An 18182-nucleotide genomic window follows, 5' to 3' on the forward strand; every position below is an offset into this window, starting at 1 on the left:
GGATAAGCGATGCCCTATACCAACCGTTACGCCCGAGCCTTTCCCCAGTTGTGTCATGCCCAGCAGGCGACTCCGCTAAGCGATCCGCGCTTGGTGATCGTCAGTGAGTCAGCAGCCAAGCTGGTGGACTTGTCCCTGCCCGCGCTTGAACAAGCACCATGGCAGCAGGTACTGGCGGGGCAGGCCACTATCGATGGTATGCAACCAGTTGCCACGGTATATGCCGGTCATCAGTTTGGCGGCTACAGCCCACAACTTGGCGATGGGCGCGCGCTGATGCTGGGGGAATACCGAAACCAGCAAGGTGAGCATTGGGAGCTGCAACTCAAAGGCTCTGGCCTCACCCCCTTCTCCCGCCATGGCGATGGCAAGGCGGTGCTGCGTTCGACGATCCGCGAGTTTCTCGCCAGTGAAGCAATGGCAGCATTGGGGATCCCCACCACCCGCGCTCTGGCTATGACCATGGGCAGCGGCGCGGTGCAGCGCGAGCGCCCAGAGCCGGAAGCCATGTTATTGCGGATGGCCCCCTCGCATATCCGTTTCGGTCACTTTGAGTACCTGTTTCATCAGCAGCGCAAAGATGACCTGAGAGCCTTGGTGGACTTTTGCTTGGAACACTACTTTCCCGAGCAGGCCAATGCCGACGATCCGGTGTTGGCGATGCTCGAAGAGGTCACCATCCGCACCGCCGATATGATTGCCCACTGGTTGGCGGTGGGCTTCTGTCATGGGGTGATGAATACCGACAATATGTCGCTGCTCGGCTTAACCATCGACTATGGCCCCTATGGCTTTCTCGATGACTACGACCCACGGCATATTTGCAATCATAGCGATAGCTACGGGCGTTATGCCTTCGACCAACAGGCTGGTGTCGGGCTATGGAATCTGCAGTGCCTGGCCTATGCCCTGTCTGACTTGGTGAGCAGCGAGCAATGCGACGCGCTGTGGGAGCGCTATAAAACCCACATCAATGCTCGTTATCTATGGCATTGGCAGCGCAAGTTGGGGCTGAGCCAGTGGCAGGCAAACGATGAGGCTCTGCTAGGTGGCTTGCTAGAGCTGTTGCAGACTGAGCGGCTCGACCTCACTGTGAGCTTGCGTCAACTTAGCGAGGGGGAGCCATCGCTACTTTCACAACGCAGCGCCGGCAAGCGTTGGCTGGGCGAGTATCGCGCACGGCTTGCTGATGACGACCAAACCGAGCAACAGCGACTGGCCAGTCAACAACAGCACAATCCTTGCTATATACTGCGCAACTATTTGGCGCAGCAGGCCATCGATCACGCTGAGCAAGGCGACTTTCAGACAGTACAGCAGTTACATAAGGTGCTCAACACGCCTTATCAGCAGCAAGCCGGTTGTGAAGAGTATGCCCAAGCCGCGCCCGACTGGGGTAAGCATTTGGAGATTTCATGCAGCAGTTGATCCCTGCTATTACCGTTGATCATCAGCATCAATGCCTGCAGATCCAGCATCAGTTTAGCGAGTCGCAGATTGATGCTCTGTTTGCGCGTTGCGTCACCGAACTGCAATGCCAGCCGACTAGTCTTGAACAAGGTGCTGATTGGTTGGCACTGAGCTTTTACTACCAAGAGGTGCTGTGCTGGCTGCGCTACGAGGCACTGGCTGGCAGCTTGTGGGCAGAGTGTGCAAATACTGCGCATTTTCAAGCACTTTGCGAAAAGTTGAAGAAGGATCTCGGTTTGATCATTTTCCAAGGACAGGAAAACAAAATGTGATCTAACTCAAAGTTATACCTAGTCGATTGGCATATAGTTCTCCACCCCGTCAAAGCGAAAGGCGATTTTTTGCTCAATAACGGCGGTGTTCGGTTACAAGGACAAGTAAATATCCACATTTTGGAAAACTCGCAGTCACTCCTGTCGTAGCCCCTTCAGTAAGTTGTAAAGTGCTGTTTTAAAAGGAATATTCTTCTTTTGCTTATCTTGTGCACAACTAATGCTCGAGAGGCTTTGGCACATCTGTAAACAGACTTATCCACAGATTTTGAGCGTTGTACCCAGCTGGAGGATCCCAGCTGCATGTGGCATCATCTGCGCAAACTAATCGTTGATGGAAAGCCCATGTCTCGCCTGCCTGAGAACCCACTGATCCTGGTCGATGGATCCTCTTATTTATACCGTGCCTACTACGCACCACCGCATCTGACCAACTCCAAAGGAGAAGCCACAGGGGCTGTTTACGGGGTGGTGAATATGTTGCGCAGTTTGCTGCGTCAGTTCTCGCCTGAGCGCATCGTGGTGGTATTCGATGCCAAGGGGCCAACCTTCCGCGATGAGATCTACCCAGAGTACAAGGCAAACCGTCCGTCCATGCCTGACGACCTGCGCTCGCAGATCGCGCCCTTGCATGCGGTGATTGAAGCCATGGGGCTACCCATGATCGCCTTGCCCGGCGTGGAAGCCGATGATGTGATCGGTACTCTGGCAGTAGAGGCCTCCAAGCGCGGCGAGAAAGTGCTGATCAGCACCGGCGACAAAGATATGGCCCAGCTGGTGGATGACAATATCACCCTGATTAACACCATGACCGATACAGTAATGGACCGCGAAGGCGTGGTGGATAAGTTTGGCATTCCACCTGAGCTTATCATCGACTATCTGGCACTGATGGGCGACAAGGTGGATAACATCCCGGGCCTGCCTGGCGTGGGTGAGAAGACTGCACTGGCTCTGCTGCAAGGCATTGGCGGCGTAGAAAAGCTACTGGCCGACCCTGATGCCACCGTAGAGCTGGGCTTCCGTGGCTCTAAGTCGATGCCCAATAAGCTGCGTGAGCACGCCGAAGAGGCGCGCTTGTCCTACGAGCTGGCGACCATCAAATTGGATGTGGAGCACCAGATCAGCGAAGACGATCTTAAGCTCAAGACACAGGATCGTGACGCCCTGATCAAGCTGTTTGGTGAGCTTGAGTTTAAGCGTTGGTTGAGCGAGGCGATGGACAGCAGAACTGCGGCTAGTGGTAGTTCAGCCTCCGAGAGCGCAGCGCCAGCGGAAGCGGTTAAAGGCGAGTATGAGTGCATTCTCGATCAAGCAAGCTTTGATGGCTGGCTAGAAAAGCTCCAACAGGCAGAGCTGATCGCCTTTGATACCGAAACCACCTCACTTAACTATATGCAGGCAGAAGTGGTGGGTGTGAGCTTCGCGGTGGGGGCCGGCAAAGCGGCTTACTTGCCGTTTGGTCACGATTATCTGGATGCGCCCGCGCAACTCGAGCGCGATGCGGTGCTGGCTCAGCTTAAGCCATTGCTGGAAGATGCCAACAAAGCCAAGGTTGGCCAAAACCTTAAGTACGATGCCAGCGTATTGGCACGTTATGGCATTGAGCTGCGTGGTATCGCCTTCGACACCATGCTTGAGTCGTACGTGCTAAACAGCACCCTGACTCGCCACGATATGGACTCATTGTCGCTGCAATACCTTCAGCACAAAACCATTAAGTTTGAAGAGATCGCCGGTAAAGGCGCCAAGCAGCTTACCTTTAACCAGATCCCGCTGGAGCAGGCGGCGCCTTACGCGGCCGAAGACGCCGATATCACCCTGCGACTGCATCAGTGCCTATGGCCAAAGCTGGAAGCCGAGCCGGGACTAAAGCAGCTGTTTGAAAAGGTCGAGCTGCCCTTGGTGAGCATCCTCTCCAAGGTCGAACGCACCGGCGTGCGCATCGACAGCTCACTGCTGTCTGCCCATAGCCTCTCTTTGAGTGAGCGCATCGGCGAGTTGGAAAAACAAGCCCATGAGGTGGCTGGCGAAGCGTTTAACCTAAGCTCCACCAAACAGCTCCAGCAGATCCTGTTTGAGCAGATGGAGCTGCCGGTTATTAAGAAAACACCTAAGGGCGCACCGTCGACCGCCGAAGAAGTGTTGCAGGAGCTGGCCCTGGATTACCCACTGCCGAAGCTGATTCTGGAGCACCGTGGTTTGGTGAAACTAAAGTCTACTTATACCGACAAGCTGCCCAAGCTGGTGGAGCCGAGCACCGGGCGGGTGCATACCTCCTATCATCAGGCGGGCGCGGCGACCGGGCGGTTCTCCTCAACCGATCCCAACCTGCAGAACATTCCGATCCGTAATGAGGAAGGGCGCAAGGTGCGTCAGGCCTTCGTGCCGGAAGAGGGCTATAAGTTGGTGGCCATCGACTACTCGCAGATCGAGCTGCGTATTATGGCCCACCTAAGTGGTGACAAAGGCCTGCTAACCGCCTTTGCCGCGGGTGAAGATATCCACCGCGCTACCGCCTCCGAGGTGTTCGACCAGCCATTAGAGCAGGTGAGTAGCGAGCAACGCCGTAGCGCTAAGGCGATCAACTTCGGCCTTATCTATGGCATGAGTGCCTTTGGTTTGGCCAAGCAGCTGCATATTGGTCGTCAAGACGCCCAGCAGTATATGGATCGCTACTTCGAGCGTTACCCGGGTGTTCTTGATTATATGGAGCGCACCCGCGAGTTCGCGCAAGCACACGGCTATGTCGAGACCCTGTTTGGCCGACGCCTGCACTTGGCTGATATCAACTCACGTAACGGCATGCGCAAGAAAGCGGCAGAGCGCGCCGCGGTGAATGCGCCAATGCAGGGGACTGCCGCCGATATCATCAAGAAAGCAATGATTGCGGTGGCTGAGTGGATCGATCAACGAGACAACGACGATGTGCGTATGTTGATGCAGGTACACGATGAACTGGTGTTTGAGATCAAGCAAGAGCTGGTTGATGCCTTGGTGCCGAAACTGGTGGAACTGATGGAATCTGCGGTCACCTTGGACCTGCCATTGGTCGCTGAAGCTGGGGTCGGAGATAACTGGGACCAAGCTCACTAAAATTAACAAAGTATTTACTAAAAAGCCGACGGTGGTCGGCTTTTTTTGTGCCTGCCGCCTAATTCTGTATGTTTTTTAGTCGCGCAACGCTGACTTTTTGTAATTTTTGAAAAGCTTTTCTTGTAACTTTAGATTCATAAATTGGCTAAAAATGAAATTAATATACATTTTAGGGTTTATTTTTCGTCCACTATGTACTATCTTTAATCGCGTAGGGTACAGAGGTAAGATGTTCTATCTTTCAGACCTTTATTTCACGTAGTTGAAACAGCTATGTAACCGCCTCCGCACTGATGTGCTGAGGCGTTTTTTTTGCCCTAAGCCCATCTAACCTTACAGCTTATTGAAAGTTTTCTCAGTAATTACTAATTAAGTTGAGCGTCCGCGTCATTTTCTATCTTATACGTAATTTAGCTACAGCTTTGTTGCCAAATTTCTATGTGACCAGTGCGGGCGTAGAAAGGGGTTTTGATAAAAAAGTTGAAACTAATGTGAACTAAGCCAAAAGCAGGCGGTCCTATATTATGCAATTGGAATAGTGCTTTCAGTTTTTTAGAGTTTAGTTCTCGAGCCCCGCTTTTTAGTGGGGCTTTTTTTTGAGCGCTTCGCAGAGACTCGATGGAGAGGGGGAGCAACCGGAGCCGCAGGGCGACTCTGGTTGACGCGAACACTTACTCGCAGGGTTTACTCGGAGTCTTCGTCGATATCGTCGTCAGCCGCGTCGCCATCGAACCAGCCAGACAGCTTGATAACTAGCTTGTCCAAACCTTGGCGTTTCAGTGAAGAGAAGGTCTCTACTTGCACCAGCTCGCCAAACTCCTCGGCCAGCTTACGCCCTTCCAGCAAGGCTTTTTTACGGGCACCTTGCTTGAGCTTATCGGCCTTGGTCAACAGCGCCAGTACCGGCAGCTCGCAATCCACCGCCCACTGAATCAGATGTTGGTCTAATTCTTTAAAGGGGTGGCGAATATCCATCAGTACCACCAAGCCCTGCAGGCTTTCGCGTTTTTGCAGGTACTCAGACAGCGATTTCTGCCATTCGATCTTCATGGCTTCTGGGACTTGGGCAAAGCCATAGCCGGGCAAGTCGATCAGGCGATAACCCGGCTGCACCTCAAATACGTTGATTAGCTGAGTGCGGCCTGGGGTTTTACTGGTTCGGGCTAAGCTTTTTTGTTGGGTCAGGGTATTCAGCGCACTGGACTTTCCTGCGTTGGAGCGGCCGGCAAACGCAACCTCGATGCCCTCGTCGTCAGGCATAGCCCGGATGTTCGGCGCGCTGGTGATAAAATGAGTTTGTTGAAATGGATAGCGAGACATGGTGCTGAATACTCCCACAGGGAAAGAGTGATTACGTTTGTTGCGAATTTGTGTAGAATATTTGTTGCTGGGTTGCTAAGTGTATCACGGAGCGTGCCAGCGTGTGGATTGGAATAATACTAATAATGGACTGTTAAGATGAAACTAAGCCTAGTTTTCACGATTTTGGCGGGGATCGCCACTCCGGTTCTCGCGGCAAGCCCAACAGAAACCGCCGTTGGCGACATCGAAGCGGGTAAGCTAAAAGCAGCCTCCTGCGCCGCTTGTCACAATGAGCAAGGCGAAGCCGGTGGTTTCCCAAAACTCGAGGGGCAGCACGCCTCCTACCTGTATAAACAACTACAAGACTTTAAGTTAGGCATGACCGGCGGTGGTGCAGAAGGCCGCGCCAACGCCGTGATGGGCGGTATGGCGATGCCACTGAGCGATCAGGACATGCTCGACCTTTCTGCCTACTATGCATCGCTGACTATGAGCCCTAACACAACTCCGGAAGAAGTGGTCGAGCGAGGCCAAGCGCTCTATATGGGCGGTGACATCGAGCGCGGCATCGCTGCCTGTACGGCTTGTCACGGGCCGCGTGGTGTCGGGCAGAGCCTGGCTAAGTTCCCACGTGTCTCCTCGCAGTATGCGGGCTACATCGATAGCCAGCTGCGTGCGTTTCGCAGTGGCGAGCGGGCTAACGACCCGAACGGCATGATGCGCGATGTCGCCATGAAGCTCAGCGACGAGGATATCGAGATCCTATCCAAGTACCTGGGTGGCCTGCACTAGTCCCTCTCTTGCGTACTGAGTAAAACGGAGCCACTTGGCTCCGTTTTGTTGTGTAAGAGTAATGTTCCTGACTAAAAAATGCACACGCATTACGTTTTTTGGTTAATCGAGAAATTGCTGTGAGATGGCTCTCGTGGTTTCACCAGTTGCGTGGGCGATTGTTAACTTCGGCACCGATGACGTGCTTTCTGGCTTCTAGATTAGTCAAGCAGTGGATAAGCAAAAGGGATATCCCGCTTACCCATAACTGACCACATCGCAAGGAGAGTATTATGAATCGGATCTATAAAGGTGCCATCAGCGTCGTTATCACGCTGTTGCTCAGCTGGAATGTTGCTGCACTGGAGGTAACTCTGGGGAGCGCCTGGCAAGGCGTCAGTGCCGGTAAAGATGGCTGGGGCAATGGCGAGGCCAGCTTTGCTATTTCATCCAGTGAGGCGACCGTTCGTATTGACAAGGCCGGTACCGAAAACTACCACATTCAGCTCAAGCGCCCCTCGCTTAAGCTTAAGAAATCCCAAGAGTATTTGGTTGAGTTTACGATATCTGCTAATCACCCCACCACTGCGTTGGTGATCGTTCAGAAAGACTACGACGACTATGCGCCGTTCTTCATCGAAGAGTTTGAGGTGGGTACCGAGCCACAAAGCTTTAGCTACCGATTCAAGATGCCCAAGAAGGACAACAACAGCGCCTATTCACTGCTGCTGGGTGATGCCAAACCGGGGACAGAATTTACCGTTAGAGCGATCCGCTTGAGCGACCAGTGATGCTCGCTGCGCTGCGAGTTGCTGCGTAAATATCTCAAGGGGACGATTTGTCCCCTTGTTACTCCTTATTACCCACGTCCTGTGGTAAGCTTGCGCCTCTTTTTTGACCGTCTGTTGATATCGTGATTTGTAGCCTCTGCGCGAGCCCCAACTGCCAGCATTTTTATCAAGACCGCCGCCGTGACTATTACCGCTGTGGCCACTGCGATCTGGTGTTCGTGCCTGCCGAGCAACATCTGTCATCGCGTGATGAGTTGGCTGAATATCAGCTGCACGAGAACGACCCAGACGATCAAGGCTACCTGCGCTTCCTAAACCGCTTGGCGGAGCCGATGTTGCAACGGCTCAGTGCTGACTCCCAAGGGCTGGACTTTGGCTGTGGCCCGGGCCCTGCTATGTCGTTGCTGTTTGGCGAAGCCGGGGTCGCCATGGCTAACTACGATCCGCTGTTTGCCAATCAGCCTGAGCTGTTAACGCAGCAGTATGATTGCGTCAGCTGCAGCGAGGTGGCCGAGCACTTTAACCAGCCAAGCCAGAGCTGGCCGCTCCTGTTGAGCTTGCTAAAGCCCGGTGGACTGCTAGGGGTGATGACTAAACGTCATCTCGGTTTGGCGCGTTTTAAACAGTGGCACTATAAGAACGACCTCACCCATGTGGCGTTCTACAGCGATCAAACGATGGAATGGTTGGCGCACAACTTTCAGTTAGACTTGGAACTAGTGAGCGCAGATGTCGCGCTGTTCCGGTCACGACCAGCTTGTTAGTCAACAAGCGTTGATAAATTAAGAGAGTAAACGATGTCTAGAAAAAAGAGCCGCAAAGGCGGCTTGATCGGCATACGTAAGGACGCCGATTTTAAAAAGAACCGGGTTCTTCCAGACCAAACCGCCAATAAAGGTAAGGGTAAAGGCTCGGGCAGTCGCCAACAAGAGCATGTGGTAGCGGCCAAGAAGGCTTCGGGCGCAGAAGCCAAGGCCGACCCGCGTCTGGGCAGCAAAAAGCCGATTACTTTGGTTGCAGCGGCGAGTGCGGCGGCGAGTGCAGCTCCGGTGGTAGCCAAGCCGAAGCCCGAGAAAGTTGCCAAGCCGAAGGTGGAAGCGCTGAGCCCAGAGCAAGCCCTGAGCCCTGAACAAGAGCTGGAACGTTTGGAGAATGATCCTCGCTTGACCACGCTGATCGATCGGGTCGATGAAGGCGAAACCTTACAAGCGGCCGATCAGCAGTGGCTGGACACGCAATTGGCACGCCACCGTGAACTGCTGGCAGAGCTTGGCCTGCTGGAAGAAGACGACGATGATCTCGATGGCGAACGCTCCGATGACGATCTGTGGGACTCGCTCGACTCTTCATCTCTGGACGATTTTAAGGATTCGTGATGCCAACGGTGATTTTGCTGATCGCAGCGTTGATTATCCTCGGGCTGGCCGCTTACGCTGCAGTATTAGTTGGGCGCTTAATTGCCCAGCGCCGGATGATTCAGCAGGCGGTCGCCAAACGCAACCAGCGTTTGACCGATGATATTCGCTATATTGCCAAGGCCATCTTAGATGAGCGTTGTGGCCTGTCGGAAGGGGTTATCCGTTTGTGTAACCTGCTTCCGGTTATGCAGAGCCAGCAGGTGATAGACTGGCGTGGTCACTACCCTTCTCTGTTCGCGCTGTACGATAAGGTGAAAGACTTGCCGACCCATGAAGCGCGCAATGCCCTGCCGCTTAAGCAACGTCGCCAGCAAGACTTTAAGCGCTGGCAAGATGAGCAGGACATGGAACAAGGCATACTGGATGAAGCCAAACGCTTGCTGGACTTCGAACTGAGCCACTACCTGGAGAAATAATGGACAAGCTGGGGATTGCCTGGGATCAGGCCTTAATTGAGAAGTACAACTATTCTGGCCCGCGTTACACCTCCTACCCAACGGCGCTGGAGTTTAAAGATGGCTTCTCCGAGGGCGATCTGGCCAGCGCGCTAGGCGCCTACCCCGAGCGTCCCCTTTCTCTTTATGTGCATATCCCGTTTTGCCATAAGCTTTGTTACTACTGTGGCTGCAACAAGGTGATCACCCGCCATCTGCACAAGGCGGATATCTATCTGGATTACCTTGAGCGGGAAATTGCCCAGCATGCTCAGCTGACCCGTAATCGTCAGGTTAGCCAGATGCACTGGGGCGGCGGCACCCCAACCTTCCTTGAACCCGCTCAGCTTACTCGCCTGTTTAGCCGCTTAACCGAGCAGTTTAACTTCGCAGAAGATGCCGAGATCAGCATCGAAGTAGACCCGCGTGAGATTGAGCTTGAAACCATCGACCTGCTCGCCGAGTTGGGCTTTAACCGACTCAGCCTTGGGGTGCAGGACTTTAATCCTGAGGTACAGGCTGCGGTCAACCGCACCCAAGACGAAGCGTTTATCTTTGCTTTGGTGGAACGGGCGCGCAATGTTGGCTTTAAGTCGGTGAATATCGACCTTATCTACGGCCTACCCAAGCAAACTCAAGCCAGCTTTCTGACCACCCTTGAGCGGGTACTAGACCTCGACCCGGATCGCCTGTCGGTGTTTAACTATGCCCACCTACCGAGCCGGTTTGCCGCTCAGCGCAAGATCAAAGAGCAAGACATGCCATCGGCTAACGAACGTTTGGCGATACTACGCTCCAGCATCGAATTCTTGTGTGAGGCGGGCTATCAGTTCATCGGGATGGATCATTTCGCCAAGCCCGAGGATGAGTTGGCCAAGGCTCAGCGCGAGGGCGTGCTGCATCGTAACTTCCAGGGCTACACCACCCAAGGGGATGCCGATCTTCTCGGTATGGGCGTCAGCTCCATCTCCATGCTGGGTGACAGCTACTGCCAAAATCAGCGTGAGCTGAAAGACTACTACCAACAGATCGACGAGCAAGGCCACGCGCTCACCAAGGGCCTAACCCTGAGCGACGACGACAAGCTGCGTCGCGAGGTGATCAAATCGCTGATCTGCAACTTTGAGCTAGAGTTTGCGGCCATCGAGCAGGCCTATGGACTTAGCTTTAACGACTACTTCAGTGAAGATCTGAAGCTGTTGCAGAGCTTTGCCGATGACCAACTGGTGGAGCTGCTACCCCACGCTATCCGGGTGACCAACAAAGGGCGGCTGCTGATCCGCAACATTTGTATGTGCTTTGATGTGTATTTCCGCGATCAGGCGCGTCGCCAGCAGTTCTCGCGGGTTATCTGATTAGCGATTGAGTGTTCGCCCAAGCGGCTCTTTTTTGCCTTAGCCGTTCGCTTGGGCGTGCTTGCTAGTTGAGCGCCAGGCAGGCCAGGTAGTCGTCTGCCATTGCCTCAAGAAAGGCGAAATAGCCATCGGCATTGGCCTCAATCGCCAGGCCCATCGGGTCGAGCATGCCGATCTGAGCGCCCGTTTCCTCACTCACCCCTTGCAAGATCGCCCCATCAAATTGTGGCTCGGCAAAGATACAGTGTGCCTGCTGCTGGCTGAGCTGCTGGCGGATCCGGCTCAAGGTGCGTGCGCCGGGGCGTTGCTGTGGGTTAATGGTAAATTCCCCTAAGCGGTTCATGCCAAAGTGGCTTTCGAAATAGCCATAGGCATCGTGGAACACAAAGTAGCCCTTGTCTTGGTGGGGGCTGAGCTGTTGCTGCAGTCGCTGCTCGGTAGTGGCCAGGCGATCGGAGAACTCGGCCAGTTGGGTGCGACGTAGCTCGGCGTTCTCTGGCTCCAGCTTTATCACTTTCTCGGTGAGGCGCTCAGCTAAACGCAGCATTATCTCGATATCCAGCCACACATGCGGGTCAAGCTCATGATAGTGTCCATCATCATGCTGTTGAGCGGCTGCCCGCAGCGTGATGTCGGAGAGTGCCATCACCTCCAATTGCGGGGTGGGAAAATGATCAAGCGGTTTACCGAGGTAGGGCTCTAAATCTTCACCCACCCAAATAATTAGATCGGCCCGGCGCAGCTTGCGAATATCGGAGGGGCGCAAGGCGTAATCGTGGGGCGAAAAGCGCGGGTCCACCAGATAATCTGTGCTGACTTGCTCCTGATAAAGGCTTGTGACCAGTAACTGCAGTGGTTTTATCGAGGTCAAGATGACCGGTTCAGCACTGGATTGACAAGCAAAAGCGACCAGAAAACAAGTGAATAGCCGTTTTATCATGATGGTGGGGGCTTCCTCTGGGGTTAAATTTCGCGCTAGTGTAACATTTGATATAGAATAACGCGCTTTTTTGTAAACCATTCTCATTTAGAAAGGACCGGGATTGGCAACCTTACTCTCACTCTCTGAGGTCAGCCTCAGCTTTGATCAGCGGCGGGTGTTGGACAACATCTCGCTGGAACTGAATCAGGGCGAAATCACTACCTTAATTGGCCCTAATGGCGCAGGCAAGAGCACCTTGGTGAAGGTGATCTTAGGCTTACTGAACGCCGATTCCGGTGTGATTACCCGCGCGCCCAAGCTAAAGATAGGCTATGTCCCGCAGAAGATCGCATGGGACGAAGGCATGCCGTTAACTGCCGAGCGTTTCCTGCGACTGGCTAGCAATGGCGTCAAATCCAAGCTGCGCGAGGTGGTTAACCTACTCGCCATCGATGGCTTGCTAAAACGCCAGATGGCGCGGCTATCCGGCGGTGAAATGCAGCGAGTATTGTTGGCGCGGGCGCTGCTGCGCGAGCCACAGCTACTGGTGTTGGATGAGCCGGTTCAAGGGGTTGATATCAGCGGCCAGGTGGAGCTCTATCGGCTGATCACCGAGCTTACCGCCAAGATGAACTTTGCGGTACTGCTGGTCTCCCACGACTTGCACTTGGTGATGGCCGGTACCGATCAAGTGATCTGTCTGAATCATCATATCTGCTGTAAGGGCGCACCTGAGAGTGTCGCCAAGCACCCCGAATTCGCTCGCCTGTTTGCCCAAAATGAACAACAGCAGCTAGCGGTATACACCCATCACCACCAGTGCGATGACCACGACCACCGGGTAGACCAAGGCGAAGATGATGATTGACAGCTTTTTGATCAATGCACTGCTGGCTGGGCTTGGCATTGCAGTGGTGGCTGGTCCGCTGGGTTCCTTTGTGGTGTGGCGCCGCTTGGCCTATTTTGGCGATACCTTGGCCCACGCCTCATTGCTCGGGATTGCCCTTGGCCTGTGGTGGCAGATTAACCTGACCTTGGCGGTGGTTCTCAGTGGCGCCTTGCTCTCCTTGGTGTTGCTGAGTCTGCAGCGCCACAAACAGCTGGCCAGTGATACCTTGCTGGGGATTATGGCCCACTCGGCCCTCTCCTTTGGCTTGGTGGTGGTAGCGTTGATGGACAACGTTCGTGTTGACTTGATGGCCTACCTGTTCGGCGATCTGTTGTCGGTGACCCATGCCGATCTGTGGTGGATCTGGGGCGGCGGCGCGGTGGTGCTTGCCATCTTGGCTAGTCAATGGAACAACTTATTATCGGCGACGGTGAACGAGCAGTTAGCGGCAGCCGAAGGGGTTAAGGTCGAGGCCTTGCGCGCGTTATTACTGCTGCTGTTGGCGCTGGTGATCGCCATCGCCATGAAGATCGTCGGCGTACTGATTATCAGCTCGCTGCTGTTAATACCTGCGGCTACCGCCCGCCGCTTGGCCCACTCGCCCGAGCAGATGGCCGGTTTGGCAGTGCTGTTTGGCGGGTTTGCCGTATTACTTGGCTTAAGCCTGTCTTGGTACCAAGATACGCCGGCCGGGCCGTCGGTGGTGGTTGCTGCCGCGACACAATTCATCTTGGTGCACACACTTATCAGAGGGAAAGCATAGTGGTAGCAAAAGTAACTCAAGACCTAAGCGCGATTGCTGCTGCCGTTGAGCAGGGCGAGGTTATCGCCTATCCCACCGAGGCGGTATTCGGCCTTGGTTGTGACCCGCGCGATCAGCAAGCAGTGGAAACCATCCTTGCCATCAAATCTCGCCCGGTGGAAAAAGGCATGATCCTGATTGCCGGTAACACCAAGCAGCTAGAGGGCTTGGTGGATTTCTCTAAGCTTGATGCCCAAGCGATGCGCCGTTTGACCAGTAAACCGGAGCAGCCCACCACCTGGGTGGTGCCAGCAGGGCCACAGCTTCCCAGTTGGATCTGTGGCCAGTTCGATACGGTGGCGGTGCGCCTGACCCGCCATCCCGGTGTTTGCCAGTTGTGTGGCATTTTGGAGACCGCCATTGTCTCGACATCGGCCAACTACAGCGGCGAGGAGCCGGCCCGAACGGCCAGCGAAGCGGCCTGCTTGGATGGAGTGCACTGGGTATGGGATGCGCCGCTGGGAGGCGCCAGTCAACCTAGCCAAATCAAAGATATCTTCTCCGGGAAACTCTTCCGGGCTTAAGCGTTAACAGGATTTGATACACATGGAACTCGTCGACAAACATCAGGTAAAGCAGTACCTGCTTGCCCTGCAACAACAGATCTGTGAGGCCTTGGAACAAGCCGACGGCCAGCAGCGCTTTTTTCATGATGATTGGTTGCGCGACCCTGCAGAGCATCGCGGTTTGAGCGGCGAAGGGCGCACCCGCGTGCTAACCGGTGGTGCGGTGTTTGAGCAGGCCGGAGTCAACTTCTCCCATGTAACCGGCGAGCAGATGCCAGCCTCTGCCACCGCCCAGCGCCCCGAGTTGGCCGGTCGCAGTTTTGAGGCGATGGGGGTATCGCTGGTCATCCATCCGAACAACCCTTACGTGCCAACCTCCCACGCTAATGTGCGCTTCTTTATCGCCGAGAAGCCCGGTGAAGAGGCTATCTGGTGGTTTGGTGGCGGCTTCGACCTTACCCCTTACTACCCCTTCGAAGAAGATTGCGTGCACTGGCATCAAGTCGCTGCCGATCTATGCCAGCCCTTTGGAGAGCAACGCTATGCTGAGTTCAAGCGTTGGTGTGATGATTACTTCTTTCTCAAGCACCGCAACGAAACGCGCGGGGTGGGCGGGCTATTCTTTGACGACCTGAACCAAGATGGCTTTGCCCAGTGCTTTGCCTTTACCCAGGCTGTGGGGAATGGCTTTCTGCCAGCCTACTTGCCTATTGTAGAGCGGCGCAAAGCACTGAGTTATGGCGAGCGCGAGCGTGATTTTCAGCTCTACCGTCGCGGGCGCTATGTGGAGTTCAACTTGGTGTACGACCGTGGCACCTTGTTTGGCCTGCAATCGGGTGGGCGCACCGAGTCGATTCTGATGTCGATGCCGCCGCTGGTGAAATGGCGCTACGACTGGAACCCAGAGCCCGACTCGCCCGAGGCGCGGCTTTACAGCGATTACTTACGCCCACGTGATTGGCTCACTATTGACTAGCTCACTGAATTGTAACAAAAAATTCTAAAAACAACGGCTTGGATACTGGCCAAAGATTTTTTAAGTTATCAACTTGCCGAGTGGCAATCTTTGGATTAAATATTTACTAGTCACTGGCTAGCCCTGTATTCAACCGTTGAGCTAAACACTATGAGCACATCGTTTATTGCTAAGCGCCGTTTCTATGATGATAAGCATTTTCGTCGTGGGTTCTCCCGCAGCGGTGCCTTTACCATCAAAGAGGCCGATATCTTGGAACGTAGCGGATATGCCTTCAAAGAGCTGGATGAAGCCCAGCGCGATCCCATCGATGAGATTGAGCAGATCTTTATTAGCGTCTGTCGTGGCGAGCGAGAGCCTAGCTCCACCGAAGAAAAGGTCTGGCTGAAGTATAAAAAGCTAACGGGCAGGAAAAGCTTCCATGGTCTGGTATCCACGCCGAAGAATGCGCCAGCGGCCGACGATACCAGCACAAGCGACGATAGTGCGGACAATGTCGACAGCAACGATCTGGTGGTTGACGACGACTAGCTACCTACATGGCTAAGCGTTCGATAACGTAGCAGCGCTGCCCGTGGCTTGATAAGCTAGGGGCCCTTTTAAACGTGTCATTAGGTTTGTGATGGATCGCTACGCTGTTTTCGGAAATCCGGTTACCCACTCAAAATCCCCATTTATTCATACCCTGTTTGCCCGGCAAACGCAGCAGCAGCTGGAGTACAGTGCGATTGAAGCGCCAGTAGATGGCTTTGAGCAGGCACTCAGCGAGTTCTTAGAAAACGGCGGGAAAGGCTGCAACATCACCGCCCCGTTTAAAGAAGAGGCCTACCGTATGGCGCAGCAACATAGCGAGCGTGCCAAACTCGCCAGGGCCGTGAACACCCTAAAGCTGACCGATGATGGCGTGCTGTTTGGAGATACCACCGATGGCGCGGGCTTGGTCAGTGACCTGCAATCGCAGTTTGGGAGTCTTGAAGGCAAGCGTATTTTGTTGCTAGGAGCAGGTGGTGCAGCACGTGGTGCGATCCAATCGCTGCTGGAGTGTGGCCCAGAGAGCCTGACCATTGCTAATCGCACCGTGTCTAAGGCCGAGCAACTGGCGGAGATCTTTGCCCCGTTCGGTGCAGTCAAGGCCTGCGGCTTTGCCGAGGCGCAAGACGATTACCAGCTGATCATTAACTCCACCTCGGCCGGTTTTAGCGGCCAGTTACCAGCCATCTCTCCTGAGTTAATTAAAGCCGACACTTGGGTATACGACATGATGTATGCCAACCAAACCACCCCATTTAACGCCTGGGCTAAACAGCAAGGCGCTAAACAGGTCGTTGATGGCTTGGGGATGCTGGTGGGGCAGGCTGCCGAGAGCTTTGCCATCTGGCGCGGGATCCGCCCCGGCGCCCGTCAGGTTCTGCGCGAGTTGCGCCGTAACCTTAGCGCTTAGGATTTTATCGCTCAGGCACGACTTGCTGGACGCCGCATCCCTTGGTGAGGGATGCCATCTTCCAGGTAACCCTCTCCAAAGGCGACAAAGCCAAAGCGCTGGTAGAAACCTTGTAGGTGCGACTGGGCTGAGATGACGATGGCGCTATCTGGCCATTGCTGGTGGCAGTAATCCACCGCCTGCTGCATCAGTTGGCTACCCAAGCGCAAGCGGCGCTGGGTACTATCGGTCACCACTCGACCTATCTTTACCGCGCCTTGCTGCTCCCCATTTTGGGAGGGGGCGAAGATCCGCGCATAGGCGAGCAGCTGTTGTTGTTGCCAGCCGCTAAGGTGAATGGCGTGTAGGTCCTGTCCATCGGCATCTTGGTAGGGGCAGTCCTGCTCGACCACAAACACCGCCTCCCTGAGCATCATTATCTGATACAGCTCGTGAGTCGTGAGTTCGTCAAAACCTTGTTGTTGCCACTCAATCTGTTGCTGGTCCACTTGCACTCCTTATTAAAGCCGCACACAATTTGCCTGTACCTGAGTGGATAACTCAGGGCTTTTCTCAGCCTCATTGTTAGAGGCCGCGCAGTTCAGTTCAAGTAAAAAGGCGGAAGCGAGTATGAATCAAGGGATTATCATCAGCGATGACCAACATTGGCAGCCAGTTGAACAGCGAATTGAATTCAGTGCCCAGGTGGGCGGAGCCAAGGTCCAGTGTGCAGTGCGCAAGGCAACCCTGGAACATATGGTTGGCCTACCGCTTAATGATGAGGCGACCCTACTTGAGGCCTACCACAGTGTGCAGTTCGATATTGAGGACTTAATCGAACAGCGTATCGACGCCGAAGATTACGATACCTCCGGCGCGGTGGTGCTTTAGGCTAGGCATTACCCGTCGCACCTAGCGCGGCTGGTTAACCGTGCTCTTCTTTATACTCATTCTTGTGTTTTACATAGTTGGCGGCAGATGCGGGTAGAAAGGCGCGTTCTTTATCACTGAGTGGGCGCGCGGCCTTTACCGGTCTACCTATATAGAGAAAGCCCGATTGTAGGACCTTGTTGGGTGGCACTAGGCTGCCTGCGCCGATAATCACATCGTCTTCAACGACCGCGCCATCGAGGATGATTGCGCCCATGCCGACTAATACCCGATTGCCAATCTGGCAGCCATGTAGCATCGCCTTATGACCCACGGTGACATCCTCACCAATGATAAGCGGATAGCCTTCGGGTTTGCCTTCACTAGTACGGGTGACGTGTAGCACTGATCCGTCTTGGATATTGGTGCGGGCACCGATGCGGATATGGTTTACATCGCCGCGGGCGGCAACCAATGGCCAAATGCTAACGTCGTCGGCTAGTTTAACGTCGCCGTAGAGTACTGCGCTGTCATCGGCCCACGCGCTGTCGGCCAGTTCGGGTAGGATCCCTTGATAAGTCTTGATGCTCATGAATGCTCCCTGATTACGATGAGGTATAGCTGTGATAGCTAGAGTCTCTATTTATCGCACAGCTAGATTGTCGCTCAATTATTGCTCGGCTGTGCGGAAAAGTATATTGAGCGCGACCAAAGTCGCATGATAAATAGCCACTTTTAGGGTGTTTCGCGTGATTAGTATACGAACGCATTCTTTTTTCATATTTTCTTCAAAAAAGCCTTGCGCAAAATCCTCGGCTCCCTATAATGCGCCACCACTGACACGGCACGGCGCAACAGGGTTTGCGGTGAAAGCGGGTCAGGGTTGAG

At 54.3% G+C, this 18182-nt stretch carries 20 protein-coding genes; 16 read left to right on the plus strand and 4 right to left on the minus strand.

Going from position 1 to position 18182, the window contains the following annotated elements:
* Positions 1–9: 9 nt before the first annotated feature.
* The 3 genes from G461_RS0106760 to polA all read left to right on the plus strand — a co-directional run bounded on the left by G461_RS0106760 (position 10) and on the right by polA (position 4838).
* Entirely contained in the window at positions 10–1428 is a 1419-nt protein-coding gene (locus G461_RS0106760) for a protein adenylyltransferase SelO (protein ID WP_026971264.1), read from the plus strand.
* Complete coding sequence (locus G461_RS0106765) at positions 1416–1742, plus strand: DUF3630 family protein (RefSeq protein ID WP_026971265.1); 327 nt, start codon at positions 1416–1418, stop codon at positions 1740–1742. The genes G461_RS0106760 and G461_RS0106765 overlap by 13 nt, the downstream gene beginning before the upstream one ends.
* Before the next feature lie 345 nt (positions 1743–2087).
* Positions 2088–4838, plus strand: a complete 2751-nt coding sequence (polA, locus tag G461_RS0106770; protein ID WP_026971266.1) for a DNA polymerase I — start codon at positions 2088–2090, stop codon at positions 4836–4838.
* 684 nt (positions 4839–5522) lie between these two features.
* Here the strand turns inward: polA and yihA are convergent.
* On the minus strand, positions 5523–6158 hold the full coding sequence (yihA, locus tag G461_RS0106775; RefSeq protein ID WP_026971267.1) for a ribosome biogenesis GTP-binding protein YihA/YsxC: 636 nt from the start codon (positions 6156–6158) through the stop codon (positions 5523–5525).
* Positions 6159–6296: 138 nt separating this feature from the next.
* On the opposite strand from yihA, the gene G461_RS0106780 reads away from it, so the two are divergent.
* The 6 genes from G461_RS0106780 (at position 6297) to hemN (ending at position 10909) form a co-directional block, all read left to right on the plus strand.
* Positions 6297–6932: a c-type cytochrome gene (locus G461_RS0106780; protein WP_035479600.1), complete on the plus strand. Its 636-nt coding sequence runs from the start codon at positions 6297–6299 to the stop codon at positions 6930–6932.
* A gap of 272 nt (positions 6933–7204) precedes the next feature.
* Entirely contained in the window at positions 7205–7702 is a 498-nt protein-coding gene (locus G461_RS0106785; RefSeq protein WP_026971269.1) for a carbohydrate binding domain-containing protein, read from the plus strand.
* A 122-nt stretch (positions 7703–7824) separates the two neighbouring features.
* On the plus strand, positions 7825–8466 hold the full coding sequence (locus tag G461_RS0106790; protein ID WP_051333410.1) for a class I SAM-dependent methyltransferase: 642 nt from the start codon (positions 7825–7827) through the stop codon (positions 8464–8466).
* A gap of 33 nt (positions 8467–8499) precedes the next feature.
* The gene (gene yihI, locus G461_RS0106795; protein ID WP_026971271.1) at positions 8500–9078 is read left to right on the plus strand and encodes a Der GTPase-activating protein YihI; all 579 of its coding nucleotides are present in this window, start codon (positions 8500–8502) and stop codon (positions 9076–9078) included.
* Complete coding sequence (locus tag G461_RS0106800) at positions 9078–9536, plus strand: DUF2489 domain-containing protein (protein ID WP_026958240.1); 459 nt, start codon at positions 9078–9080, stop codon at positions 9534–9536. Before yihI ends, G461_RS0106800 begins: the two co-directional genes overlap by 1 nt.
* On the plus strand, positions 9536–10909 hold the full coding sequence (hemN, locus tag G461_RS0106805; protein ID WP_026971272.1) for an oxygen-independent coproporphyrinogen III oxidase: 1374 nt from the start codon (positions 9536–9538) through the stop codon (positions 10907–10909). The genes G461_RS0106800 and hemN overlap by 1 nt, the downstream gene beginning before the upstream one ends.
* A gap of 64 nt (positions 10910–10973) precedes the next feature.
* Here the strand turns inward: hemN and znuA are convergent, their stop codons facing one another.
* Positions 10974–11936 (minus strand): zinc ABC transporter substrate-binding protein ZnuA, encoded by a 963-nt coding sequence (gene znuA / locus G461_RS0106810; protein WP_084429062.1) that lies wholly within the window; start codon positions 11934–11936, stop codon positions 10974–10976.
* A 16-nt stretch (positions 11937–11952) separates the two neighbouring features.
* Here znuA and znuC point away from each other — a divergent pair, with 16 nt between their 5' ends.
* The 6 genes from znuC (at position 11953) to aroE (ending at position 16445) form a co-directional block, all read left to right on the plus strand.
* Complete coding sequence (gene znuC / locus G461_RS0106815) at positions 11953–12699, plus strand: zinc ABC transporter ATP-binding protein ZnuC (RefSeq protein ID WP_026971274.1); 747 nt, start codon at positions 11953–11955, stop codon at positions 12697–12699.
* Positions 12692–13483, plus strand: coding sequence for a zinc ABC transporter permease subunit ZnuB (znuB, locus tag G461_RS0106820; protein WP_035476911.1), 792 nt, complete (start codon positions 12692–12694; stop codon positions 13481–13483). The genes znuC and znuB overlap by 8 nt, the downstream gene beginning before the upstream one ends.
* Positions 13483–14046, plus strand: coding sequence for an L-threonylcarbamoyladenylate synthase type 1 TsaC (gene tsaC / locus G461_RS0106825; protein WP_035479604.1), 564 nt, complete (start codon positions 13483–13485; stop codon positions 14044–14046). The genes znuB and tsaC overlap by 1 nt, the downstream gene beginning before the upstream one ends.
* A gap of 22 nt (positions 14047–14068) precedes the next feature.
* On the plus strand, positions 14069–15004 hold the full coding sequence (gene hemF, locus G461_RS0106830) for an oxygen-dependent coproporphyrinogen oxidase (protein ID WP_026971276.1): 936 nt from the start codon (positions 14069–14071) through the stop codon (positions 15002–15004).
* A 150-nt stretch (positions 15005–15154) separates the two neighbouring features.
* Positions 15155–15535 (plus strand): MaoP family protein, encoded by a 381-nt coding sequence (locus G461_RS23535; protein WP_035479607.1) that lies wholly within the window; start codon positions 15155–15157, stop codon positions 15533–15535.
* A gap of 91 nt (positions 15536–15626) precedes the next feature.
* Entirely contained in the window at positions 15627–16445 is an 819-nt protein-coding gene (gene aroE, locus G461_RS0106840; protein ID WP_026971277.1) for a shikimate dehydrogenase, read from the plus strand.
* Positions 16446–16456: 11 nt separating this feature from the next.
* Here aroE and G461_RS0106845 read toward each other — a convergent pair whose 3' ends face one another.
* A complete protein-coding gene (locus G461_RS0106845) occupies positions 16457–16933 on the minus strand; it encodes a GNAT family N-acetyltransferase (protein WP_342664365.1) in 477 nt (158 codons plus the stop codon).
* Positions 16934–17054: 121 nt separating this feature from the next.
* On the opposite strand from G461_RS0106845, the gene G461_RS0106850 reads away from it, so the two are divergent.
* Positions 17055–17315 carry a DUF1488 family protein gene (locus G461_RS0106850; protein WP_026958249.1) on the plus strand — a complete coding sequence of 87 codons (261 nt, stop codon included), beginning with the start codon at positions 17055–17057 and terminating at the stop codon, positions 17313–17315.
* 34 nt (positions 17316–17349) lie between these two features.
* Here G461_RS0106850 and G461_RS0106855 read toward each other — a convergent pair whose 3' ends face one another.
* Positions 17350–17886: a gamma carbonic anhydrase family protein gene (locus G461_RS0106855; protein ID WP_026971279.1), complete on the minus strand. Its 537-nt coding sequence runs from the start codon at positions 17884–17886 to the stop codon at positions 17350–17352.
* Positions 17887–18182: the final 296 nt, after the last annotated feature.

Origin of the sequence: Aliagarivorans marinus DSM 23064, from assembly GCF_000429485.1 — a bacterium.
Lineage (GTDB): Bacteria > Pseudomonadota > Gammaproteobacteria > Enterobacterales > Celerinatantimonadaceae > Aliagarivorans > Aliagarivorans marinus.